Raw genomic sequence first — 23,493 nt, forward strand, 5'->3', positions numbered from 1 at the left:
TACAATGGCAAGACAATTTTCCCTCTTTATGCTCCATTAAGGTTCAGTTAGCGTCAAAAACCATATTTGGGTTGAAGAACAAAACCGTATTGCTTTATGCTCGACTACAGTAATTTTATAGAAGTGTCAAAGTAATTCGTAATAACACTTGCGGAATCATTACGAATTAAGAATTACGAATTACGAATTACAAATTACTTCCCATTGCTAAACCTGCCAAATACCCAGTTGTCCAAGCACTTTGAAAGTTAAACCCACCGGTGACACCATCAATATCTAAGATTTCTCCGGCAAAATAAAGACCAGGAACTAACCTACTTTCCATCGTCTTGAAGTTAACTTCTTTGAGGTTGACACCGCCACAGGTAACAAATTCTTCTTTAAAGGCTCCTTTACCATTGATTAAGTATTGTCCCTGAGTAAGTTCTTGCACTAGTTGATTTAACGTTTTACTCGATATTTCTGCCCAACGATTTTCTGTGGTGATGCCTGCACGGGCAATGATATATTGCCAGAGACGATGGGGTAGATCAATACCACGATGCAATGCGATCGCTTTCTTTCCCCATTCATCTTTAACTGCTAAAATCTGTTGTCGCACTTGTTCTTGTGGCAATTGGGGCAACCAATTAATCAATAATGTGGCTTGATAGCGGCTTTCATGCAGAACTCTCGCACCCCAAGCTGAAAGCTTCAAAACAGCCGGACCACTTAAACCCCAGTGAGTAATTAGTAATGGCCCAGTTTGTTGTAATTGAGATTTTCCGCCCCCAGATAACCGCAATTGAGCAGGGTTAACGCTAACTCCAGCTAAATCCCTCAGCTTTTGATCGACAATGTTGAAGGTAAATAACGAGGGTACTGGCGGTTCAATTTTATGACCTAAATCTCGGACAATTTTATAACCTACAGGGCTGCTGCCGGTCGCAAGAAGTAGGCGATCGCATTTAATTGGTTCTCCCGACTTCAGAAGAATATCAAAACCCCCATCTGCTGCGGTTCTCACGGAAGTTACATGTGTACCGATACGGAGTTTTACTCCAGATGTCGCCACCGCTTTAATCAGACATTCCACAATGGTTTCTGAAGTATTGGTGACAGGAAACATCCGACCATCGGCTTCCGTTTTTAGATAGACTCCACCAGCAGCAAACCAGCTTACTGTATCTTGAGGCCCAAACCTAGTCAAAGCACCCCGCAAAGCTTTTGCGCCTCTGGGGTAATTTTGCACTAACTCCTCCGGATCAAAGCAAGCGTGGGTAACGTTGCAGCGTCCGCCACCAGAAATTAGCACTTTCGCTAGGGGTTGGCGACTGGCTTCGAGTAAAGTAACTTCGGCATCAGGATTGGCTTTAGCACAAGCGATCGCGCCAAAAAATCCTGCTGCCCCACCCCCAATAACTACAATTCGTAACGGTAGCAAGTTCTAAAATTTCTCAATAGCACGTACTTTACTAGGCTAGCCGTTATCTTCACTATTCAACTAGTTCAAATTGATCTTTTGTGGCACCGCAAACCGGACATGCCCAATCATCTGGTATATCTTCAAAGGCTGTTCCCGGCGCTATATCGCTATCTGGATCGCCTAATTCTGGGTCATATTCATAACCGCAAACGGTACATATATACTTTGCCATGTTCTTTTTCCTAATATATTTATCAAAGACTAATGACCAATGACTACTTCATAAATAAGATTACAAACGCCACCAAGTCCTTTGGGCATAACTGATAATCCCGATCGCGATCGCCCCTAGTAGCAGTAGCCAAATAATTCCACCTGGAATAAAAGTGAGAATACCAAAGCCTCTTAGTACCCAGACGGCGACGCTAACGCCGAGAAGGATACCAAAAATCTGGATTAATCTACGATTTAAAGAAGATTGACTCACCTACTTTTCCTCTCAACTCAACAGACATTACACTATGATATTGACAATAAAATATGAATTTACGATGAAGTTGCAGTTTCAACAGAAATAACACGTAAAAATAGGGATATCTTAGCTAGCGAAAGTCCATTAAGGCGGACATTAACCTTTGGAAAGCCTCGTTGTGTCTACCTTTGTGTAGCCACAACATCTAGTCCAGACAAGTTACTTTATTAGCTTTTAGGAGCGATCGCAACTTGATATAAAATCGTGTTTGTGCCATTCTAGCTGTTAATAACTAAGTTTTTCATCTATAAATACCCCTACTATCAAGCCTACTTAAGTATTGATTGTGATTATAAATACGTTTTTTCCAGTAAAGTGACTAAAATAATTACCAAAAAATCACTGTTTCCGGAAAAGAGAGGCATTACACTGGAACTAAAATTTAGTGGGTTGGATCTAAATCAAGTTTTATGGCTTGTAGTTTCAACTCTATTTAGGTGGATGAGTTGAGGAGTAACTAAAATCATTATGTCTGCGTCTCATATCTCAGACTCAATTATTGCAGGTTCAGATATGGCTTGGAGTCAAGACAAGCAAATGTTGCTGGTACAAGGTGAAATTTTGGTAGAAACGCGATCGCACAAAACCTGGGGTGGCGCTGTGACAGCGTGGATGTATTTGCCGATGGTGCGATCGCAAGTTTGGCAGCAATTAACTGATTATCCCCGCTGGGTACAGTATTTTCCAGATATCACTAAAAGCGAAATATCACACAAAGGTGAAGTCAAACGCCTGTATCAAGCAGCCCAAAAAGCCTTTTTCTTTTTCACAGCTCAAGTTGAAATTTACCTCAGCGTTGTAGAAGTGCTGGGGCAACAAATCCAATTTCGCATGGAAAAAGGGACTTTTGAGGATTTTAACGCTAATTTAGAACTAAAAGATTGCGGTAACGGCACAATGCTTGCTTATACTGTGCAAGCTACACCTCTGATTCCAATTCCATCAATTTTCATTCAACAAGCAATGAACTTAGAGTTGCCTGCAAATATGCGTAAAATGCGACAAGTACTTTGTAAGGGACAAAATAATTCGTAATTCGTAATTCGTAATTCGTAATGACGCTCGCGGACTCGCTACCGTTACGCTAACGTAATTCGTAATTCGTGAGGCAGTTCCTTGTTGGGGAACCATGAAAAAGGAACTGCCTATTTTTCCACATTGGTGGAGTAGGTTCATATGTCCAATAATAAAAAAGAAATATTTCGCAAAAAAACGCAAAGACGCAAAGTTAAACTTTGCGTCTTTGTGTAAGATAATCCTGAATTAGCTGGTAAATACCTCAGCAGGTAAGCGACTAAAAGAAAGACGCTCATTTTGCACATCTACAAAGATGGTGTTGCCATCGGTGAATTCACCGCGCAAGATGGCTTTGGCAATTTGAGTTTCTAATTCTCTCTGAATCGCCCGCTTCAGTGGACGTGCCCCATATACTGGGTCATACCCTACTTCTGCTAAAAAGTCAAGTGCAGCATCTGAGAGCTTGAGGGATATTTTGCGATCGCTCAATCTTTGCCGCAATCTTTCCACTTGCAATAGCACAATTTGCCGCAATTCCTTCTTATCTAAACCGTGGAAGATGATGATTTCGTCAATCCGGTTCAGGAATTCTGGACGGAAACTATTTCGCATCGCTTCCATTACCCGACGGCGCATTTCGTCGTAGTGGGCGTTATCTCCGGCGACATCAAGAATGTACTGCGAACCGATGTTGCTGGTCATGATGATAATAGCGTTCTTGAAGTCCACTTTATGACCTTGGGCATCAGTGACACGACCATCATCAAGAATTTGCAAAAAGATATTGAAGACATCGGGGTGTGCTTTCTCGATTTCGTCGAAGAGAATCACTGAGTAAGGACGGCGACGAATGGCTTCTGTAAGTTGTCCGCCTTCTTCGTAACCCACGTATCCTGGAGGCGCACCGATTAAGCGGGAGACGGCGTGTTTCTCCATGTATTCCGACATATCGATTCGCACTAGCGCATCTTCGCTATCGAACATATACGCCGCCAGCGCTTTCGCTAACTCAGTTTTACCCACACCTGTAGGCCCAAGGAAAATAAAGCTAGCGATGGGACGATTAGGATCAGCCAATCCAGCCCGCGATCGCTGAATTGCATCCGCTACAGCTGTGACTGCTTCTTCTTGTCCAATCACACGGTGGTGTAGTTCATCTTCTAAATGCAGCAGCTTCTCTTTCTCTGATTCCACCAACTTGCTGATAGGAATCCCTGTCCATTTAGAAATAATTTCGGCAATATCAGCTTCTGTGACTTCTTCCCGTAATAGTGATTTACCACTTCGTTGAGCACTTGCCAATTCAGCTTCTACTGCTTCCAATTGACGGTGCAAACTCGTTAAATTGCCGTATTTCAACTCCGCAGCCCGGTTCAGGTCGTAATCCCGTTCTGCTTGCTGAATCTCTAAGTTGACCCTTTCAATCTCTTTTTTCACAGACTGAATTTTGTCAATGATATCTTTTTCAGACTGCCATTGAGTATTCAGGGTTCTTTGTTCTTCTTTGAAATCGGCAATTTCTTTTTCCAATCTTTCTAGGCGTTCACGAGAAGCTGCATCGCTTTCTTTTTGCAGCGATAGCTTCTCCATTTCCAATTGCAGAATTTTGCGATCAATTTCGTCGAGTTCTTCAGGTTTGGAGGTTATCTCCATTTTTAATCTCGCGGCGGCTTCATCTACCAAGTCAATGGCTTTATCAGGGAGGAAGCGATCGCTAATATAACGACTCGACAATACTGCGGCTGCAACTAAAGCACTATCAGAAATCTTCACCCCGTGGTGGTTTTCATAACGTTCTCTCAACCCGCGCAAAATCGAAATACTATCTTCTACACTGGGCTGATCGACATAAACTTGTTGGAAACGTCTTTCTAGTGCTGCATCTTTTTCGATATGTTTGCGGTATTCATCCAAAGTTGTCGCCCCAATACAGCGCAATTCGCCCCGCGCCAACATTGGTTTTAATAAGTTACCAGCATCCATTGCGCCTTGAGTTGCACCAGCGCCGACAACGGTGTGAATTTCATCAATAAATAAAACAATATTGCCGCCAGATTCAGTAACTTCTTTTAATACTGCTTTCAGGCGTTCTTCAAATTCACCCCGAAATTTTGCCCCCGCAATCAAAGCACCCATATCTAAAGAGATTAACTTGCGGTCTTTGAGGGATTGGGGTACGTCACCTGCGATAATGCGCTGTGCTAGTCCTTCAGCGATCGCAGTTTTACCAACACCCGGTTCACCAATTAGCACAGGGTTATTCTTGGTGCGGCGAGAGAGAATTTGCACAGTGCGACGAATCTCATCATCTCGCCCAATCACTGGATCGAGTTGACCTTTACGTGCGGCTTCTGTAAGGTCACGCCCGTATTTTTCCAGTGCTTCGTATTTGCCTTCTGGATTTTGATCGGTCACTTTTTGGCTCCCCCGAACTTGTTTAATAATATCTTTTAGCTTGCCTTCGTTTAAACCGAATTCTTGGAATAAAGCTTTGCCAAAGCGGTCATCTTTAGCGTAAGCCAGCAATAAGTGTTCAATTGAAATATATTCGTCTTGAAACTCTTTACGATATCCGTCTGCCCGATCTAGAAGTGTATCCAAGCTGCGTCCTAAGTAGACAGAACTGCTAGTACCAGATACTTTCGGCTGACGTTGAAAAAATTGTTCAGTGCGATCGCGCAGTTTTTGGAGGTTAACACCCGCCTTAGTGAGAATCCCAGTTGCTAGACCATCTTGTTCTAGCAGCGCCTTCATCAGGTGTTCACTTTCAATTTGCTGTTGTTGATATTGTTTAACAATATCTGGGGTATGGGCGATCGCTTCCCAGGCTTTTTCTGTAAATTGGTTAGGATTAGTAGGTTGCATAGGCTTTTTCAGGAACGTAGAGGTGCAGTAGCTTGTCGCAGGCTACCACCAGAACACCAAGTAAAGAAAATTTCTGCTTTCAATAGATATATAGATATTGTATGAAGACAGGAGCGATCGCCTAGATCGGTGTTCACATCTTGTGAAAGTGGTATTTTCCCCTAGTCCGCATCTTTCTATCCACGCATCCTCTGATCTTCCTGCCCCCACACAGAGTTACCATGATCCCAGGTCGCCTAGTGGATGCTGAAAATGATTGACCCCTACGACTTTGAAGATGATAACTTTGACTTTGAGGATGAAGATTTTTTTAAAATAAAACCCATCAGCCAAATGACTGAAGGGGAAAAACTACAGCGCTTTAAGCGGTTCTTCGACAGCAGCAGCCGTGCTATGTTGCAAGACTGTCTATTTCGTATCGTCAATTATGAAGATGGTACGGGCACGTTAGAAATTCTTTGCCCTAATGAAGTCGTAAGACAACGCCTTTCCAAAAAAAAGCGCAAAATTACCAACAACATCAACACCTGCTGGAGCCATATCAGATGGTTTTCGCTATGTGTCCAGCAAGATAATGAGTTGCATTGCCAAAAGTTTACCCGTAACGGCGATTTGGTTACATCCTAGTTGGGGATTGGGGATTGGGACTGGGGATAAAGAAAGTGTTTTCCCAATGACAAATAACAAATGACTAATAACAAATGGCTAAAAAACAAAAATTTCCTTACCTAGTTGGTTCTAAGTGGACAGCACAGCGAAAAGTTGATGGCTGGCGGCACTTTCAAGTTGTTAACCGGAAAAATCAGGCTAAGTGGGTTTACGCCGAAATGGTTTCTGCTTGTGATCCTAAAGTCCGTTTTTGGATAAATGCCAAATTATTACAAGATAGCTCCCAGTGGCAAGCTGGCTGGCAAACATTACAGGAAATCCAGGAAATTGAAACTGAAGTGTCCTGATTTGCCTGGTTATTAGTTGGCTGCCGCCAGTGAAGGAGGCGGCAGCCGAAAGATTTTAATCATATTAGACAATATCTGGTAATTTAATATTTTTTTACAAAATCAGACTAACTTACTCTCAAGCAGCAATTAAACGGTCTTAGCTATCAACTAAAAACTGGCAACTTATCTGCGATACGTTCGGTGAGCTACGCTAACGCAAATTCCATTAGTATTTCCAGCATAAGGCTGCGTATAACTCTCTTTACCCTTAAACCTGCGCCCCAATGCCTTGAAAATACGTTGTCCGAACATCAGCTAATTCTATGAAAAGCATTAAGAAAAGCATATTTCAGCTTTTTGTATTTTGTAACTCTTTTTATAAAAATAAGTAATAAAAACTTTTTATTCGCTATTTTTAGAGCTATTAAGGTCTTTAAGGTTCATAAAAAGCTAAATAGATATAATTGAGATTTAATTCATCGGATAAGACAGTTTTACAAATTAAGAGCCACTTTCTTTTCTATGTAATTTGCCCAATAATGAAATTCACAGACCTCACGCATCGCCATCTCAGGACAGGTGAAGGCAAATGTTTGAGCCACAAGTTTGACAAGAAGCTATAAGAGGCAAATAAAAGTGAAACTAGCAGTCTACGGAAAAGGTGGTATCGGTAAATCCACAACTAGCTGTAACATATCAGTCGCCCTAGCTAAACGTGGCAAGAAAGTGCTGCAAATTGGTTGCGACCCCAAACATGACAGTACCTTTACCCTGACTGGGTTTTTGATTCCGACAATTATCGACACCCTCCAAGAGAAGGATTATCACTACGAAGATGTCTGGCCGGAGGATGTGATTTATAAAGGCTACGGCGGTGTGGATTGCGTAGAAGCTGGTGGCCCACCTGCGGGTGCTGGATGTGGCGGTTACGTGGTCGGCGAAACCGTAAAATTACTTAAAGAACTCAACGCCTTTGATGAGTACGATGTAATTCTTTTTGACGTTCTGGGTGACGTAGTTTGTGGTGGTTTTGCAGCACCACTCAACTATGCAGATTACTGCTTGATTGTTACAGACAACGGCTTTGATGCTTTGTTTGCGGCTAATCGGATCGCTGCTTCAGTCCGCGAAAAAGCCCGAACTCACCCACTGCGTCTAGCTGGGTTAATTGGCAACCGCACCTCCAAGCGCGACTTGATTGAAAAATATATAGAAGCTGTGCCAATGCCAGTTTTGGAAGTTTTACCTTTAATTGAAGATATCCGTGTTTCCCGTGTGAAAGGGAAAACTTTGTTTGAGATGGCAGAGCAAGATCCTTCCCTAGACTACGTTTGCGACTACTATCTCAACATCGCCGACCAAATTCTAGCGCGTCCTGAAGGTGTTGTACCGAATGACACACCAGATCGGGAGTTGTTCTCTTTGTTATCCGATTTTTATCTAAATCCGGGTAAACCCCAGGTTCCTAATTCAGAAGAGGAACTAGACTTGATGATTGTATAAATCACCAAGTTCTCAGGATGGGGGACAATAACATGGCATTCTTTCATAGCTTTACAGATTCAATAAAGCAAAAGTGGTTGCAATTTTTCCAGAACAATCGGGACTGGATTACCCTGCACATGCAAGTGGAATCAGTGTACACCCCTGATGGTGGGAAGCGACCACCTTCTTACCTCATCCTGGGAGTTCTTAACGCCCTAGAACCAAAGCTAGCGCAGTTAATGTTGCCCTTTGCCAAACTTAATCCTGATGCCGATACCCTGATTGAGGTGCTGGATTTGCATTTTGACCCAGATTTAGCTCTCGGTAATCGCTTCGTCGCCAACCCAGATGTAGAGAGATACGTAGAAGAAGCAGCAGCTGTTATTGACGAAAAGCCTGAAGATGAAACATTGACACATTCTCATACAAATGGCTTTGCGGCAGTGGCGGTAGTTCAAGAGTTCACAATGGTGGATTCTGATGATGAAAGCCTGGGGATCAGCGAGTTGGAGGAAACCGAAAATGGCTTTGGAGATATTTCCTTATCCAACGGACACAACTCAAAAGATGAATCTCTCCAAATCTCTAGTTTAGAAGCAGATGAGTTTGGGGAAATTGCCTTCGATTCAACAGCTGCAATGGAAGTAAAGCTGGATGAAGACGAGGAGCTTGAAGATAGTGTACTAGATGAGAATGCGTTTAAAGACGTGTTATCAGATGTCTGGGGTGATGAAACAGCTTTGCAAAAGGCTGAAGAAAGTAACGATTTTTTGGGGGAAGAACTGCCAGCAGGCGTTTTTGATGAATCAGAAATTGCCCGTCTCTTCCCCAACGCTTAATTATTGCCGTTCCTCACAATTTTAAGTTTTAGATTTGGGGTTTTGGATTAGGAATATAGGGAAATTGTCGTCAGGCATAGGATATTTTTGTTGTCCCAGTCACCAATCCAAAATCGTCAATCTAAAATCTGAAATTGGTTGACCTGCCATTAAATATCAAGGGGAGAAAAAACCAAAATGACTGTCGCTCAACAACCAGAAGCTTTAAGCTTTGAATGTGAAACTGGAAATTACCATACCTTTTGCCCAATTAGCTGCGTGGCGTGGTTATACCAAAAAATTGAAGATAGCTTCTTTTTGGTGATTGGGACAAAAACTTGTGGCTACTTCCTGCAAAACGCGATGGGGGTGATGATTTTTGCTGAACCCCGCTATGCAATGGCAGAGTTGGAAGAGGGCGATATTTCAGCACAACTCAATGATTATGAAGAGTTAAAGCGGTTGTGCTTGCAGATTAAACGCGATCGCAATCCTAGTGTAATTGTCTGGATTGGCACTTGCACCACCGAAATTATCAAAACAGATTTGGAAGGTTTGGCACCAAAGCTAGAATCCGAAATCGGGATTCCCATCGTTGTAGCACGTGCAAATGGTCTAGATTACGCCTTCACCCAAGGGGAAGACACCGTATTAGCAGCAATGGCTAACCGTTGTCCTGATAAGGCTCCGGTGGCGGAAACAGAGAAAAGTGAACGTAATGCGATCGCTAAATTGCTCAACTTTGGTAAAAAGAAAGAAGATGTCGCCCAAGATGAGTCTGAGTATGTAGATCATCCACCCTTGGTTCTCTTTGGTTCCCTTCCCGACCCCGTGGTTACTCAGTTAACCTTGGAACTGAAGAAACAAGGCATCAAAGTTTCCGGCTGGCTACCCGCGAAGCGCTTCACAGAATTGCCAGTATTGGAAGAAGGGTATTATGTCGCTGGTGTCAACCCCTTCCTTAGCCGCACAGCTACCACTTTAATGCGCCGCCGCAAGTGTAAACTCATTGGCGCACCCTTCCCCATTGGCCCCGATGGTACTCGCGCTTGGATTGAGAAAATCTGCTCGGTGTTCGGTATTACTCCCAAGGGATTAGATGAACGGGAAGCACAAATTTGGGCTGGCTTGGAAGATTACGTGAAACTGATTCGCGGTAAGTCTGTATTCTTCATGGGTGATAACTTGCTGGAAGTTTCCCAAGCAAGATTCTTAATCCGTTGTGGGATGACTGTTCACGAAATCGGCATTCCCTACATGGATAAGCGCTATCAAGCTGCTGAGTTGGCACTGTTGGAGAAAACTTGCCAGGAAATGAATTCACCCCTGCCAAGGATTGTAGAGAAGCCGGATAATTACAATCAACTTCAGCGGATTTATGAGTTGAAACCAGATTTGGTAATTACTGGTATGGCTCACGCTAACCCATTGGAAGCGCGCGGTATTAATACAAAGTGGTCTGTAGAGTTCACTTTTGCTCAAATTCACGGCTTTACGAATGCGCGTGACATGTTAGAGTTGGTGACTCGTCCGCTACGTCGGAATAATAATTTGAAAGATTTGGGTTGGGATAAGTTGGTGAGAGAAGAAGCGAAGATTTAAGATTTGGGTTTGGATTGAGCAACAGCATAATACTATGTTGGGGGCGAACTTTCGAGTTCGTCCTTTTTTTACTAACCGCAGAGGCGCAGAGAACACAGAGGAAGAGGAGAAATGGGGATAATCAAAAATGCTAAAGTTTTTATATTACTCTTAGTTTTTTACTTATTAACTTAATGGAAATTGCAAAATTGTCTCCTCAAGGGCAAGTAATTATTCCCCAATCTTTGCGGGAAGCTCATTAATGGGAAGTAAGTCAAGAATTTATTATTATTGATATGGGTAATGGAATTTTTTTAAAGCCTAAGAAAGCTTTTGTAGTAACTAAATTAGATGATGTAGCAGGTTGCTTAAAATATCAAGGTAAACCCAAAGCTCTATCTCAAATAAACACCTGTAGAGATCCAGACGAAAACAACTTTTTAGAACTTGCTAAAGATGCCAATGCAGAATTTTTAATCACAGGAGATCAATACCTTTTATCACTCAAGACCCTAGCCGAATATCAAAACCAGATTATTACTCCCAGAGACTTTATTGACCTTGATTAATTTATCTTTAATCCTGTACTTAGTTCAAATGGAAGGCTGTAACTCTAAAGGTTTGGATAGAATTATATACATTAATTCTGCGTTATCTGGTTTAATTTCTGTAGACGGAGTTAGTTTAAGCCAGTCATGAAAGCTGATTCCTAATTGGGAAATTGCTTGTATTTCTGTTTGATATGCTTCAAAACGGCGATTGGTTTCAATCATAGATTCCATTACTTCAAATACTTGGGGAAGACGTTTGTAAGCTTCTTTTTCAAATCTCCCTGTGAATGGTGTAGGATTTCCTCCGAATATGCCCCATTGAATTTCGCTACGATCTATAATTGCCGATGGAAGTGAGGATAGCCATTCATCATGACTTTGAGTTAGTTTAAACATATTCTCGCGTTGCATCTCGAAAACTTTATTTTCATTAAAATTCGGGTCAATCCATTGGTAAATTTGGGTTAGTTTATGCAAATCAATCTGACCTTTAAACTGAGGATGTAAATATGCTGCTGGATTAGAAGTAAGCATGAGTTCAATATATTTTTGAAGCAGCAACCTGATAAATTTTCCTCCTTCTTGAAAACGACGAAGCGCTGTTTCATGTTCTTCTAGCTCTAAATGACAACGTGCTTCTGCAATATAGGCTAGAGATAATGTCAGTATATATTTGTCAATAATTGGGCTTTTCTGCGAAAGTTCATTAACTGTGTAATCTTTGTAAATATGTTCTGCTTCTAAGAAGCGATTGATAGCTTGTAAAGCGCTGCTTCTACGGTTTTCAACTCTAGTCATCGTAAAGGCATTAAGTGCTAATTCGATTCCAGCATGGAAGTTAGCATAGAAACTGAGGTCAATTTTGCGATTAATTTTATTTAACAATTCTGCTGCTTGTTTTAATTGGTTTTCTATCTCATTGATACGCTGCGATATAACAGCAAAACCCATCACAGATACCCCAAGATTAAGTACACTAGCAGCAGTAGTTACTTGCAAAAAACCTTTAGTTACTTGTAAACTTTGCCCAATTACCCCTAAATCTTGTTCAATGCCACCTAGTCGTCGATTAACATCAGCAAATCCTTTAGTTGAAATTGCTGTGTTTGCTCCTGAAACAATCAAATTGAGTACACCAGTAACAGGATTGGTAGCGAAAGACATAGCTTGAGGAGCAAGTGAGCGATTGTCCCGTAACCAAGTAACAATTTTCTTACTAGCTACTTCTCTAATTACACCTCCAACCCGTTCAAAAGTTCCATCTTTCAGCCCTTTAGCAATCCAATCAGCAAGCATAAAGGTTACTGTCACTGGTAAAGTCATAATCTTCTCCAAGTTGATAAATACTCAGTAGGGCTATATGTGGCAAAAAGTCGCTTGGATTCTCCGCAGCAAATAACCGCACTTCACTCAGTATTCCCAATTTGAGTTCTATTCTGTCTAATAGTGATCGCTCTTTTTTAACCAGAAGATGCAGAGCGATCGCAGATACAATCATAAGTAAAAGGTAAGCAGGCAGAAAATGGCTGAAATTGACCGCGCTATCACTGAACTAGCTATCGAGTCATTACCAGATGATCAGGTTTTAGCTATGTGCGATATGCAGATGGAAACTCAGCAGCAAGAGGTTTTCAGTGAGTTGCAAGCGCGTCACCGAGAGGGACAGCTAAATGATGCAGAAGTTCGTCAACTAGATGAACTCATGCAGGTCTACCGACGTGGCTTAGTAAGTAAAGCAAGAGCCTTAAAAGTAGCTGTTGAACGCGGCTTTAAACCCATCATTAACTAACAGCAAAGTCTGTATATTTACGCACTGAGGGCAACTGAAAACCTAAAACAATATCTTCTTTTGGGACACCTAATTCAACCAATTCATTAGCAATGCCTACCTCTGTCCCATCTTGCTGAATCCAGATTTTCTCGTTAATAATATCTAGATGGAGAACAGGCCCATATATGCGATTTTGATCGCGCCAACCTACATAAACTAATTGATAATGATCGTGTTCTGTATCAAAAATTGTCTGTGCTTGAATGCGATTATCCCAAACAGTACTAGCGTGTTGTTGAAGTAAATTTTTAATATATTGTCGATATTTGTCTAGCTTTGCCATTGTGCGATCTCTTCCTGTTCAATATTATAAATTAGTAAACATAGTTGATTAGTTTGAATGACAGATTGAATAAATGGAAGTATAAAAAATTCATTATAAACAGTACTAGGAACTGCTAAATATAAAGTGCGATTAGCTTCTTGTTTTTGTAAAGCAATTCGGTAAATGATAAATTGCCCTAATGCAGCATAAAGTTCTGTGATTTTTGAAGGACTCAAAAAACTTTTAATTTCAACAGCTATTTTTTGTCCTTCTTTTTCGGCTGCAATAACTTTTTCTGCTCCTAAATCAATATATAGCTCAAGGGTTCCCGCCTGGAGAGCATAAGGATCGTGAGTGATTAACCACCCTTCTTTCTCAAGTGCTATTTTGACAACTGCATGAAAAGCATCTTTAGCAGACACAGGTTTAATTCCAATTTATGGCGGTTCTTGATTTAAGAATTTCCATTTCAATAATACATTGACAACCTAGCGAAACTTTTTTAACGAAATAATATAGATTTGCAAAAATTAACCTAACTCGTGTTCGCATAGCGTTTTTGCCAAGAGACGGTTGTCATTTATCAACAGATACTCCTGATAACTTGCAGAAATTCCCTTAGTACAGGTGTCATATCCTCTTGTTGCCACACTACAGCCGTTTCTACTAATGGTGTTTTTTCTTCTAAAGCGCGATACACCACACCAACCCTCTGAAGATTTTGCAATGAAGACGGTGCGATCGCAATCCCCATTCCCGCTGAAACCAATCCGATAATTGTCTGCATCTGAATCGCTTCTTGAGTCACTTTCGGGCTGAAATTTCCTTGCTGGCAAAGACTTACGATTTGGTCGTAAAGTCCGGGGCCCAAATGGCGAGGGAACATGATAAAGTTTTCGTTTACTAGCGATCGCACTGAAATCTTTTCTTGTTCAGCTAAGGGATGAGTTTCTAACATAGCCACAATTAAAGCTTCTTCCTGAATGCACTCTTGATTGAGTGTGTTGTCTTCTAACGGTGGATGGGCAAAACCTACATGGATGCGGCGTTCTTTTAGGGCTTGTTCTTGCTGAGTTGTGGTTAATTCCTGCAATATCAACTCTACTTCTGGAAACTGTTCTCGAAACCGTCGCAAAATCATAGGAAGTAAATCATAAGTTACCAAACTGGTAAACCCAATTCGCAGTTGTCCCTTTTCACCTCTTCCCGTGCGTTGGGTTAGCTCAATTGCTTTTTGGAGTTGAGCCAAAAGTTGATAAGCTTCTTGCAAAAACACTTGTCCAGCTTCTGTTAGCTGTACCTGTCGCTTGGTTTTGCGATGAAATAGTTCTACTCCCAATTGCGCCTCTAGTTGCTGAATTTGCTGGCTTAAGGGCGGTTGAGCAATGTGCAATCGCTCGGCGGCTCTACTGAAGTGCAGTTCCTCAGCGACAGCGATAAAGTAGCGCAGATGTCGCAGTTCCATTTTTTTTGATATTTTATAAGTTTCAATTCTCTATAAATATATATTGGACATCTCAATATTACCTACCTATGATACTCATACAGATATCGTGGGGAGTCAGAGCTATGCCAGAGAAGTATACCCTTATCAATGTTATTAGCCGCTGAGTGAAGCTACAGAATATTTGGCTTTGCGAATTGAGGCTTCTGCAAAGGTGGATGGAGCTGTAGACAAAGGTTGGACTGATGAGCGATGCCTGCGGCGGGCTACGCCTACGCTTACAGCAATGAGCCATGCTTTGCGAGAATGGAGCCAGCACCCAGATGGATTTTTTGCTTCAGCTTGGTGTGAAGATATAGGATACAAAATTTAGATGAATCTCAAAGATTTTTTAGAGAATTTGCGATAAAAACTTGCGTGTTCTTTCTTCTTTAGGATTACTAAAAAATATTTCTGGGGTGGCTGACTCGACGAGTAAACCGCTATCCATTAAAATAACTCGGTCGGCGACTTCACGAGCAAATCCAACTTCGTGGGTTACAACTACCATTGTCATCCCATCACGGGCTAGACCTCGCATTACATCTAAAACTTCGCGTACCATTTCTGGATCTAAGGCTGAGGTGGGTTCGTCAAACAGCATAATTTTGGGTTGCATGGCTAAAGCACGAGCGATCGCTACTCGTTGCTGTTGTCCACCAGATAGCTGTCCTGGATATTTTTGCGCCTGTTCTAAAATTCCCACTCTTTCTAGTAGTTGCATCGCCAATTCTTCGGCTTTTGCCTTTGGCGATCGCCGTACCCAAATTGGTGCCAAAGTAATATTTTGCAGCACTGTGAGATGAGGAAATAAATTAAATTGCTGAAATACCATTCCCACTTCCCGGCGAATCGTCTCAATATTTTTTAAATCATGGCTGAGAGTAATGCCATCGATTTCAATTCTTCCCTTTTGGTATTCTTCTAAAGCGTTAAATGTGCGGATAAAGGTAGATTTTCCTGAACCAGATGGCCCCATCAACACTACTACTTCTCCACGATTGACTGTCAAGCTCACACCTTGAAGAACGTGGAACTTTCCATACCACTTGTGAACATCTTCAGCAACAATTATTTGTTTTATTTCTGACATAATATTTAAATCCCAACTCCTAACTCATAACTCCTAACTCATAACTCATAACTCATAACTAATTACTCAACTGTCTCTCTAACCGCCGAGAAGCCAATGACATGGAGTAACAAAATACCCAGTAAATAAATCCAATAAACAGATAAACTTCTGCATAGCGACCGATAAATTGTGGTTGTGCCAATATAGAACGCGCAATACCTGTGAGTTCCACTAATCCGACCAAAGATAAGAGGGAAGTATCTTTAAATAAGCCGATAAACTGACCAACGATCGCAGGAATAACGTTACGTAATGCTTGAGGTAGAACAATTAATATCACTACCAAGGGTGTATTTAATCCTAGTACTTTCGCAGCTTCAATTTGTCCGCGAGGAATTGATTGAAGTCCACCGCGCACGTTTTCTGCCATGTACGCGGCACTAAATAGTACTAGTCCAGCAATTGCTCGTAATACCCGATCTAGACGCACATCTGCTGATAGAAACAAGGGAAGCATTACCTGAGCTAGAAACAAAATTCCAATCAGTGGTAATCCTCTAATAATTTCAATGTACAGGATAGAAAACCAACGTACTACAGGCAAATTGCTTGTGCGCCCTAAAGCAAGTAAAACTCCAATCGGAAAAGAAAGCACAATACTGACTGCTGCCATTAGTAGGGTAAGTAGCAAACCGTTCCACAAATTTGTAGATACAGGCTGCAATCCAAACCCACCGCCAATTAACCATAAAATTATCGGGAAAGACAATAACCATAATAGGGAAAGCCAAGGAGTTAATACCTTAGTAAACTTTCCTCCGATCCAAAAACCTACAAATATTAAAAATGCAATTAACAATAACCAAAGGCGGGATGTAAAGTCTAGTGGTAAAATAACTAACAAAACGCCGATGATAAAAGCAAACAAAGAAATTCCACGCTTTGTTAACTGTTGTTTACCAAAGAATACACCCCCTGTTATAGCGCCTAAAGTCGAAGCGATCGCCAGTACAATCCAAGTTCGCCAATATAGCGTTTGAGGAAATCTACCAACTAAAAATAAACGTAAATTAACCTGAATTACCGCCCATTGTGCTTGAGTGGTTGCCCAAGTTAGAATTCCTCGCACTACCCAAAACAGCAATACCAAACAGACAACAGTTAACAAGCTGTTGTACCAATTATTAAACAAATTTTTACGCAGCCAAGTTAATTGAGGATTTGTCATTGGTCATTGGTTATTGGTTATTGGGCATGGCTTAAAGTTCAAGTTCAAAGGCTCAACCTTCAAAGTTTACTGATTCCTCATCTCTCTTTAATTTGCACGCTACAATTGAACCAATTCATAACTATAGAGATGGTCAAACTCAGGGTGAGATAGGTGAGCATAATTAGTAATATCACTTCTACGGCTTTCCCAGTTTGGTTGAAGGTGGTAGATGCGACAAAATAAATATCGGGGTAGCCGATGGCGATCGCTAAACTCGTATTTTTCGTCAAATTAAGATATTGACTCGTTAACGGTGGAATGATTACCCGCAAAGCTTGGGGAAAAATCACCAGCCGCATTGTTAACCCTGGTTTTAATCCTAGTGATCGCGCTGCTTCCCATTGTCCCCTAGCTACTGATTGAATCCCACCTCGGACAATCTCAGCGATAAACGCACCCGTGTAAAAAGTTAATCCCAACAGCAAAGCTGAAAACTCTGGTGATAGGGTAAACCAAGGAAGTTCTAAGCCATTTTGGCTAACACCAATAAAACCCCAAAGGGATATCTTATTTTCTGTTTTGGGAAAAGTCAGAAAAACAGCAAAGTACCAAAACAGTAATTGCAGCAGTAAGGGCGTATTGCGGAAAATCTCCACGTAAACCATCGTGATATTCCGCACCAGCCAGTTGTCAGAAAGTCGGGCAATCCCAGCACCTATCCCTACAATTGTTGTAAGCAAAATTCCTGCAACCGCCACCCGCAAGGAGTTAATTAACCCCACCCACAAGGCATGACTATAGCTGTCAGTGGGTTTGTAAGTAATCAGTGTTTCGCCAATATCAAAAGATGCTTGTTGCTTGAGGAAATCAAATCCAAACTGAATACCCAACTGTTGTAAATTGCGGTTGAGATTGCCCCAGAGTATTACTACCACTAATACTGCTACAAATACGGCAAGAAATTGCAAGGCAATACGCCAAAAGCGGACATCACGCCATATAAGCGGTTTTGAATTAGTCATTAGTCATTAGTCATTGAGTCATTAGTCATTTGGCATGAGTTATTCACCTCATCTCCCTAATCTCTTCTATCGAAATGGCGGAGAATAAAGCAGTCCGCCTTTGCTCCAGAGTTGATTTTGACCGCGAGCTAGATTGAGTTTTGTCTTGGGGCCGAGGTTGCGATCGTAAATTTCGGCGTAGTTACCAACGTGCTTAATTATTCTGGCTGCGAAGTCGTTTGTTAAGCCGAGTCCTTCACCAAGGTTGCCTTCGGTTCCTAAAAAGCGTTTAATATCTGGGTCATTACTAGCAGCAAACTGACCCACATTCTGGGAAGTAATGCCCAACTCTTCGGCTTTTACCAGGGAATAAACTACCCATTTAACAGCATCACCAAACTTAGCATCCCCTTTGGCAACTGCTGGTGCAAGGGGTTCTGAAGAAATCACTTCTTCAAGAATCACATTATCTTCTGGTTTGGGTAGAATTGCGCCTCGAGATACTAATGCTGAACGGTCAGCGGTAATGCCATCGCAACGACCTTCGGCATAAGTAGCAAAAGTAACGTTAACGTCTTCAAAGACAACAGGTTTGTAAGTAATGCCCCTTTTTCGCATTTGGTCTGCTAGGTTCTGTTCGGTAGTAGTTCCAGTTTGAACGCAGATTGCTTTATCCTTCAGGTCTGCCAAGGACTTAATATTGCTATTTTTGCGTACCATTATGGCTTGACCGTCATAAAAGACCACAGGTGCAAATTCTAGACCTACAGAGGTATCGCGGCTAAGTGTCCAAGTTGTGTTACGGCTGAGAACGTCTACTTCGCCAGTTTGCAAGGCTGTAAACCGCTCTTTAGAATTGAGATTGCGGAATTCTACTGCATCTGGATTGTCAAACAAAGCCGCCGCGATCGCGCGACAGACATCTACATCGATGCCGCTGTATTTACCATCAGTTCCCACAAAGCTAAATCCTGGCACTTCACCGCTGACACCGCAAGTTAGCTGACCACGGCTTTTAATACTATCCCAGCGATTTCGAGTTGCTGGTGCAGCTGGATTACTACCTGGAGTACCGGGTGTACTGGCTGTTTGACTTGAATCTCCACCACAAGCAGCGATCGCAAATACTAGGGGTGCGATCGCTAGAATTAAAGCTGATTTACGCATAAATTTCATAATTAATAGACCAGAAAAAATGTATTGCTCACTACAATCGTTCAGTGAAAACAACTTATCGCTTGTAATATAAAACTTTACCAGTCTCTGTGCTATATTGTTTAGCTTTTAAAAGTGGTAGTTGAAGTTTTTACTTATCTTTTCAAAAGTTTCAAATGCTTGCAGATATTATCTCAATTAGGCTTCAGCTTTCGAGTTTTATTTAAAATCATGCCACCCTTTTTGGTTTAGCAATACATTTATTAAACCTAGAAGATAATATTAAAACTGAAGTGAGTTAGTGTTATATCCTTCACTGCCTAAAATTTTGAAAAAAGTGATTGTCGCTTCTGTAAAAATGAGCAAGAGTCTTTCAGAAAATATCATTCACAGCGCAGAATGCTCATCTATTTTTACTATCTTCAATACCCAATCCCCAATGCCCCATGCCCTAATTGCATACTTCTATATGAGCAGAAGTAGCCATACAAACCTAAACAACTACCCCTAGCAGGTTAAACTAGGTCTGGTAACAGCTGCTCCACGTTCCTTATGAGGCTTTTATGGGAGCTAACCTCAAACAGATTGCCAACTATTTAGACAACCTTGGTTGGGACTATCGTTTTGATGATGAAGAAGACAGAATTATAACAGGAGTGGAGGCTGATAATCTAGAAGATTTCCTAATAGTTGTCCAGTTGGATGAAGAGGGAAAATTTTTCCGAGTATTTGCCCCTCAAGTTTTGGCAGGAATCCAAGACCATCCTCACAAGGGAGCTATCCTACAAACAATGCTTGCCATTTCTTGGGAAACCAAAATGTTGCAATGGGAGTATGACCCATCCGATGGCGAAATCCGTGCCATTATTGAGTTTCCTCTAGAAGATTCGATTCTCACAGAAAGACAATTTCACCGTTGTCTAAGTGGGTTAATTCAGATTGTGGATGGCATAGCGATACCTCGTCTGAAAGAAGTGATGGCAACAGGTTTTGATCCGGGGAATATAGAACTTGGGGAAAGACTGTTACTCAGTATCCAAGAAGAAGCCCCAGGATTGTTAGATTTGCTGGAAAAGGCAATGGAAGCGCGAAAAAAGCGAGGAAGTTTTCCCAGCGAGTGAGACGGATCATCACTTAAATCGCTATACTCCAAAGTGATACCCTCACTATATACTGAAATTTTCTGGGGCTGGATATTATGACATCCTATGCAACCTCCTCTGCCAAAGCGGAAATGAGTGAACTCCGGCGGTTGAAAGGCTTACTACCGCCAGAATTACAGAGCTGGGTCACGGTTGAAGGCACAACTGAGGTCAATCCACCCCTGGTTCGTTGCGAAGAAATTGGTAAAGACCAGGTAGAAATTCAAATTGACTTGGTGAAATGGGATGCCCTCGCAATGGATCAGCGCAATCTGCTGTTCTGGCATGAAGTTGCTCGCGTTCAAAATGACACAATTCCTAAAGATGGTTGGGAAATGGCAGCACTAGCCATTGGTTTAGGTGGTGCTGTAGGCGAATTGTGGGTACAAGATGGATTGCTTCTGGTGTTAGCTTTGTCGCTATGTGGTGTGTCAGGCTGGCGACTGTACCAAAAGAATAATGGGGAAAAGCAACTAAGAGAATTGCTCAATGCTGATGAGAAAGCGATCGCTTTAGCAACTCGTTTTGGTTATACCCTCCCCAATGCCTACAAGAGTCTAGGTAGCGCCTTGAAAACCCTGATTGACAATACTCCTAGTAAGCGCCAACGGTCGAGATATGAAGCAAGACTCTCTGCCCTCAAACGCAGTGCCAATAAGGCAAAAGCTAAATCTAAAACTCAAGATGAGGGCGGTTTGTAATTAGTTAGGAGTTAGGAGTTATGAGTCAAATCGAAACTTCAAACTCCTCGTTCCTCACTCCTCACTCTGCCTCCGACTGGGAATGCGTACTCAGAGGGCTACTGCCTCCCTAACTAGCGGCAGCAGCCCAATGACAATTTCATAAAATCTTACTTTTTTCTTGACTACATCTTTATCAAACTCAAATTTTACAGAAATTTTTAGAGTTGGTTCAGCATTTTATGCGTCTGAGGGATCACACGCACGTGCTTGACAAACCCCTTCATCAAAGCTTGCCACGTCAAAACTTGATCGCTTGAAGGCGCAAGCATAGGTATTGGGGAGAATTGTTCAGATACTGGCAAAGGCGTAACAGGTTGTAAAAATACTGAGATATCTGGACTAACCTCTGCCACAAGCAAAGCTGAACGTTCCAACTCGGCTGGATCTGTGTTTTGAGACACAATTATCTTGACAAAAACATTTAAATATGAGTCATGACATAATTGGAGAAATTTAGCATGTTCTTGCCAATGACTTTCGCCGCTGACACTGGGCAATTTGAAATCCATACCCACAGAGTCTAAATAGGGGAGAATCATCGCCAATTGTTCTGGGCGATGTCCGCCAGTTTCTAAGTATATAGGTAGACCAGTTATGGCTCGCACTTGGGGTAGAAACTGCGTTAAGAATGGGGCATGAAGAAGTGGTTCGCCTCCAGTTAAGCTAATGCTATCGTGTAGACAAGGTAGATTTTGCTGTTTCACCCATTCGAGTAGTATGGGTAGAGAAACAGGGTTAGAGTGGATTTCAAAGTCGCGCAATCCAGGCGATCGCTCTATTCGACAAGTAGCAGGTGCATTCCAAGTGTGGGCGCTGTCACAAAAATTACAGCGTAAATCACACAGAGCAAAACGAATAAAAATCTGACGTGTCCCTACATTCAGTCCTTCCCCTTGAATGGCAGAAAAGACCTCAATCAGGCGTGCGGTAGGTGTAACCGTATTTTTAGCAATCATTTGATCAGAGCAACGCGATCGCGCTGCGTCGGCACAACAGCAAGGATGTTTTTTGGCTTCTTGTTCTATTGTGAATCGTCGCTAGCGATCTCCAATTTCAGCCCCGGTAAATAGCAATTAGTCCTTATTACTACTGATTCCGATATTAGGTTAAGTAATTTTGTAGGACAAAATAATGTTTGGCAGATTACATTATACATGGCAACGAAAGTGCAGAGCTTCATGACTAGCCAACCGACAGAGGTCGATTTTCCAGTTAATTCCCTAAACGACACGGCTATAGTGCAGGTGCCTACGCGGTTGAGCGTGCTGGAGGCTTTAAGCTTTAAGCAAACCTGCCAAAGCTTAATCCAACCCAATTCACATCCTAAGCAAATCATCATTGACTTTCACCAAACTACTTTTATGGATAGTAGTGGTTTAGGTGCCCTGGTAAGTAATTTTAAATACGCTCAGTCCAAAGGGATTACATTAACACTGCGGAATGTAACACCTCAAGTAATGGCAGTCCTAAAACTCACGGGATTAGATGAGGTTTTTCCCTTAGAGCTTGTGGACGATGGGTCGCTAATAAAACAAGAAGACTTGGTAGATAGCCGGAAGACAACTTCCCGTAAAGTAGAGCAGTTACCTACTACTCACCCTTCTGTGGCATCTTGGATGAAACGGTTATTAGACATTATAGGATCAGTGGTCGGTTTATTAATTACAGGAGTTTTATTTATTCCTATTGCGATCGCTATTCAAATTAATGATCCTGGGCCTATTTTATTTAGTCAAACCCGCTGTGGTTGGATGGGTAAGCATTTTGAGATTTGGAAATTCCGCTCCATGTGTGTGGATGCGGAAGCGAAGAAATCCCAAGTCAAAAACCAAGTACAAGGTGCTTTTTTCAAGAATGATAATGACCCCAGAATTACCAAAGTAGGGCGCTTTTTACGGCGAACTAGTCTTGATGAACTGCCGCAATTTTGGAATGTCCTCAAAGGAGAGATGAGTTTAGTAGGCACTCGACCACCTACACCCGATGAAGTGGAACGCTACGAAGTACCGGAGTGGCAACGTTTAGATGTTAAACCCGGTATGACTGGCGAATGGCAAGTAAACGGACGTTCTACAGTCCGTAGTTTTGAAGATGTAATTCGTCTGGATTTGCAGTATCAAAAAAATTGGAGTTTGGTGTACGATTTAAAGCTAATTTTCAAAACTATAGCTATTCTGTTTAATAGAAACAGTGGTGCTGTTTAGCTAACTACCCTTATTCACAATTTTTTGCTAATTCCCAATCACAATAATTGTTAGATACACCCAAGCCTATATTTAGGCTTGGGTAAATTTTAGTGGTATGAATTGTAAGAAGATGTCTTTGACATAAACAATTTTAAAATAGCTGGTTTCAAAACCTAAAGCTAGAAACCTGAATCATCAAAAAAGGAGAAA

Annotated in this window: 27 protein-coding genes; 12 read left to right on the forward strand and 15 right to left on the reverse strand. The window is 41.8% G+C overall.

From position 1 onward, the window contains the following. Positions 1-187: 187 nt before the first annotated feature. Genes ACEYW6_RS11265 through ACEYW6_RS11275 form a run of 3 tightly spaced genes read right to left on the reverse strand, consistent with a single transcriptional unit; the run spans position 188 to position 1,892 of the window. Complete coding sequence (locus ACEYW6_RS11265; protein ID WP_412979778.1) at positions 188-1,423, reverse strand: NAD(P)/FAD-dependent oxidoreductase; 1,236 nt, start codon at positions 1,421-1,423, stop codon at positions 188-190. Between the two features lie 52 nt (positions 1,424-1,475). Continuing rightward, positions 1,476-1,637, reverse strand: a complete 162-nt coding sequence (gene rd, locus ACEYW6_RS11270) for a rubredoxin (protein WP_190891358.1) — start codon at positions 1,635-1,637, stop codon at positions 1,476-1,478. Positions 1,638-1,697: 60 nt separating this feature from the next. After that, on the reverse strand, positions 1,698-1,892 hold the full coding sequence (locus ACEYW6_RS11275) for a hypothetical protein (RefSeq protein WP_190891356.1): 195 nt from the start codon (positions 1,890-1,892) through the stop codon (positions 1,698-1,700). Positions 1,893-2,405: 513 nt separating this feature from the next. Between ACEYW6_RS11275 and ACEYW6_RS11280 the strand changes: the two genes are divergently transcribed. Then, the gene (locus ACEYW6_RS11280) at positions 2,406-2,972 is read left to right on the forward strand and encodes an SRPBCC family protein (RefSeq protein WP_412979779.1); all 567 of its coding nucleotides are present in this window, start codon (positions 2,406-2,408) and stop codon (positions 2,970-2,972) included. 228 nt (positions 2,973-3,200) lie between these two features. Here the strand turns inward: ACEYW6_RS11280 and clpB are convergent, their stop codons facing one another. After that, positions 3,201-5,819 carry an ATP-dependent chaperone ClpB gene (clpB, locus tag ACEYW6_RS11285; protein ID WP_190891351.1) on the reverse strand — a complete coding sequence of 873 codons (2,619 nt, stop codon included), beginning with the start codon at positions 5,817-5,819 and terminating at the stop codon, positions 3,201-3,203. Positions 5,820-5,827: 8 nt separating this feature from the next. Further along, the gene (locus ACEYW6_RS11290) at positions 5,828-5,956 is read right to left on the reverse strand and encodes a hypothetical protein (protein ID WP_412979780.1); all 129 of its coding nucleotides are present in this window, start codon (positions 5,954-5,956) and stop codon (positions 5,828-5,830) included. A gap of 106 nt (positions 5,957-6,062) precedes the next feature. On the opposite strand from ACEYW6_RS11290, the gene ACEYW6_RS11295 reads away from it, so the two are divergent. From ACEYW6_RS11295 to ACEYW6_RS11320, 6 genes are all read left to right on the forward strand, one after another. After that, positions 6,063-6,446, forward strand: coding sequence for a hypothetical protein (locus tag ACEYW6_RS11295; protein ID WP_230966030.1), 384 nt, complete (start codon positions 6,063-6,065; stop codon positions 6,444-6,446). A gap of 74 nt (positions 6,447-6,520) precedes the next feature. Then, the gene (locus ACEYW6_RS11300) at positions 6,521-6,775 is read left to right on the forward strand and encodes a TIGR02450 family Trp-rich protein (RefSeq protein WP_190891347.1); all 255 of its coding nucleotides are present in this window, start codon (positions 6,521-6,523) and stop codon (positions 6,773-6,775) included. A 618-nt stretch (positions 6,776-7,393) separates the two neighbouring features. After that, the gene (gene bchL, locus ACEYW6_RS11305) at positions 7,394-8,260 is read left to right on the forward strand and encodes a ferredoxin:protochlorophyllide reductase (ATP-dependent) iron-sulfur ATP-binding protein (RefSeq protein ID WP_012410753.1); all 867 of its coding nucleotides are present in this window, start codon (positions 7,394-7,396) and stop codon (positions 8,258-8,260) included. Positions 8,261-8,292: 32 nt separating this feature from the next. Continuing rightward, complete coding sequence (locus ACEYW6_RS11310; protein ID WP_412979781.1) at positions 8,293-9,081, forward strand: DUF5331 domain-containing protein; 789 nt, start codon at positions 8,293-8,295, stop codon at positions 9,079-9,081. Positions 9,082-9,258: 177 nt separating this feature from the next. Then, complete coding sequence (locus ACEYW6_RS11315; RefSeq protein WP_100901325.1) at positions 9,259-10,662, forward strand: ferredoxin:protochlorophyllide reductase (ATP-dependent) subunit N; 1,404 nt, start codon at positions 9,259-9,261, stop codon at positions 10,660-10,662. A 275-nt stretch (positions 10,663-10,937) separates the two neighbouring features. Then, positions 10,938-11,210: a putative toxin-antitoxin system toxin component, PIN family gene (locus ACEYW6_RS11320; protein ID WP_412979782.1), complete on the forward strand. Its 273-nt coding sequence runs from the start codon at positions 10,938-10,940 to the stop codon at positions 11,208-11,210. 24 nt (positions 11,211-11,234) lie between these two features. On the opposite strand, the gene ACEYW6_RS11325 is transcribed toward ACEYW6_RS11320, so the two are convergent. Together ACEYW6_RS11325 and ACEYW6_RS11330 are read right to left on the reverse strand one after the other, a co-directional pair. After that, the gene (locus ACEYW6_RS11325; RefSeq protein ID WP_412979783.1) at positions 11,235-12,515 is read right to left on the reverse strand and encodes a hypothetical protein; all 1,281 of its coding nucleotides are present in this window, start codon (positions 12,513-12,515) and stop codon (positions 11,235-11,237) included. Further along, positions 12,478-12,690 (reverse strand): hypothetical protein, encoded by a 213-nt coding sequence (locus tag ACEYW6_RS11330; protein WP_412979784.1) that lies wholly within the window; start codon positions 12,688-12,690, stop codon positions 12,478-12,480. Before ACEYW6_RS11330 ends, ACEYW6_RS11325 begins: the two co-directional genes overlap by 38 nt. Positions 12,691-12,714: 24 nt before the next feature. Here ACEYW6_RS11330 and ACEYW6_RS11335 point away from each other — a divergent pair, with 24 nt between their 5' ends. After that, positions 12,715-12,981 (forward strand): hypothetical protein, encoded by a 267-nt coding sequence (locus ACEYW6_RS11335; RefSeq protein WP_412979785.1) that lies wholly within the window; start codon positions 12,715-12,717, stop codon positions 12,979-12,981. Here the strand turns inward: ACEYW6_RS11335 and ACEYW6_RS11340 are convergent. The 3 genes from ACEYW6_RS11340 to ACEYW6_RS11350 form a co-directional block, all read right to left on the reverse strand. Next, positions 12,974-13,306 (reverse strand): XisI protein, encoded by a 333-nt coding sequence (locus ACEYW6_RS11340; protein WP_412979786.1) that lies wholly within the window; start codon positions 13,304-13,306, stop codon positions 12,974-12,976. The two genes, ACEYW6_RS11335 and ACEYW6_RS11340, sit on opposite strands and share 8 nt — an antisense overlap. After that, positions 13,294-13,710: an element excision factor XisH family protein gene (locus tag ACEYW6_RS11345; RefSeq protein WP_412979787.1), complete on the reverse strand. Its 417-nt coding sequence runs from the start codon at positions 13,708-13,710 to the stop codon at positions 13,294-13,296. Before ACEYW6_RS11345 ends, ACEYW6_RS11340 begins: the two co-directional genes overlap by 13 nt. A gap of 161 nt (positions 13,711-13,871) precedes the next feature. Beyond that, complete coding sequence (locus ACEYW6_RS11350) at positions 13,872-14,753, reverse strand: LysR family transcriptional regulator (RefSeq protein WP_412979788.1); 882 nt, start codon at positions 14,751-14,753, stop codon at positions 13,872-13,874. A 163-nt stretch (positions 14,754-14,916) separates the two neighbouring features. On the opposite strand from ACEYW6_RS11350, the gene ACEYW6_RS11355 reads away from it, so the two are divergent. Continuing rightward, positions 14,917-15,105: a hypothetical protein gene (locus ACEYW6_RS11355; RefSeq protein WP_412979789.1), complete on the forward strand. Its 189-nt coding sequence runs from the start codon at positions 14,917-14,919 to the stop codon at positions 15,103-15,105. Positions 15,106-15,123: 18 nt separating this feature from the next. Here ACEYW6_RS11355 and ACEYW6_RS11360 read toward each other — a convergent pair whose 3' ends face one another. From ACEYW6_RS11360 to ACEYW6_RS11375, 4 genes are all read right to left on the reverse strand, one after another. After that, positions 15,124-15,864, reverse strand: coding sequence for an amino acid ABC transporter ATP-binding protein (locus tag ACEYW6_RS11360; protein ID WP_190891328.1), 741 nt, complete (start codon positions 15,862-15,864; stop codon positions 15,124-15,126). A 58-nt stretch (positions 15,865-15,922) separates the two neighbouring features. Continuing rightward, positions 15,923-17,074, reverse strand: a complete 1,152-nt coding sequence (locus ACEYW6_RS11365; protein WP_412979790.1) for an amino acid ABC transporter permease — start codon at positions 17,072-17,074, stop codon at positions 15,923-15,925. A gap of 77 nt (positions 17,075-17,151) precedes the next feature. Further along, positions 17,152-18,078, reverse strand: a complete 927-nt coding sequence (locus ACEYW6_RS11370; RefSeq protein WP_412979791.1) for an amino acid ABC transporter permease — start codon at positions 18,076-18,078, stop codon at positions 17,152-17,154. Between the two features lie 66 nt (positions 18,079-18,144). Continuing rightward, the gene (locus tag ACEYW6_RS11375) at positions 18,145-19,224 is read right to left on the reverse strand and encodes a transporter substrate-binding domain-containing protein (RefSeq protein ID WP_412979829.1); all 1,080 of its coding nucleotides are present in this window, start codon (positions 19,222-19,224) and stop codon (positions 18,145-18,147) included. Positions 19,225-19,775: 551 nt separating this feature from the next. On the opposite strand from ACEYW6_RS11375, the gene ACEYW6_RS11380 reads away from it, so the two are divergent. Both ACEYW6_RS11380 and ACEYW6_RS11385 read left to right on the forward strand, forming a co-directional pair. After that, on the forward strand, positions 19,776-20,333 hold the full coding sequence (locus ACEYW6_RS11380) for a hypothetical protein (protein ID WP_190891320.1): 558 nt from the start codon (positions 19,776-19,778) through the stop codon (positions 20,331-20,333). Between the two features lie 77 nt (positions 20,334-20,410). Beyond that, complete coding sequence (locus ACEYW6_RS11385) at positions 20,411-21,055, forward strand: DUF3318 domain-containing protein (protein ID WP_190891318.1); 645 nt, start codon at positions 20,411-20,413, stop codon at positions 21,053-21,055. A 200-nt stretch (positions 21,056-21,255) separates the two neighbouring features. Here ACEYW6_RS11385 and ACEYW6_RS11390 read toward each other — a convergent pair whose 3' ends face one another. Continuing rightward, positions 21,256-22,053, reverse strand: coding sequence for a 7-carboxy-7-deazaguanine synthase QueE (locus ACEYW6_RS11390; RefSeq protein ID WP_412979792.1), 798 nt, complete (start codon positions 22,051-22,053; stop codon positions 21,256-21,258). 198 nt (positions 22,054-22,251) lie between these two features. Between ACEYW6_RS11390 and ACEYW6_RS11395 the strand changes: the two genes are divergently transcribed. Beyond that, positions 22,252-23,301 (forward strand): anti-sigma factor antagonist, encoded by a 1,050-nt coding sequence (locus ACEYW6_RS11395; protein WP_412979793.1) that lies wholly within the window; start codon positions 22,252-22,254, stop codon positions 23,299-23,301. Positions 23,302-23,493: the final 192 nt, after the last annotated feature.

It is taken from the genome of Nostoc sp. UIC 10607 (assembly GCF_047228265.1).
Taxonomy (GTDB): domain Bacteria; phylum Cyanobacteriota; class Cyanobacteriia; order Cyanobacteriales; family Nostocaceae; genus Nostoc; species Nostoc foliaceum_A.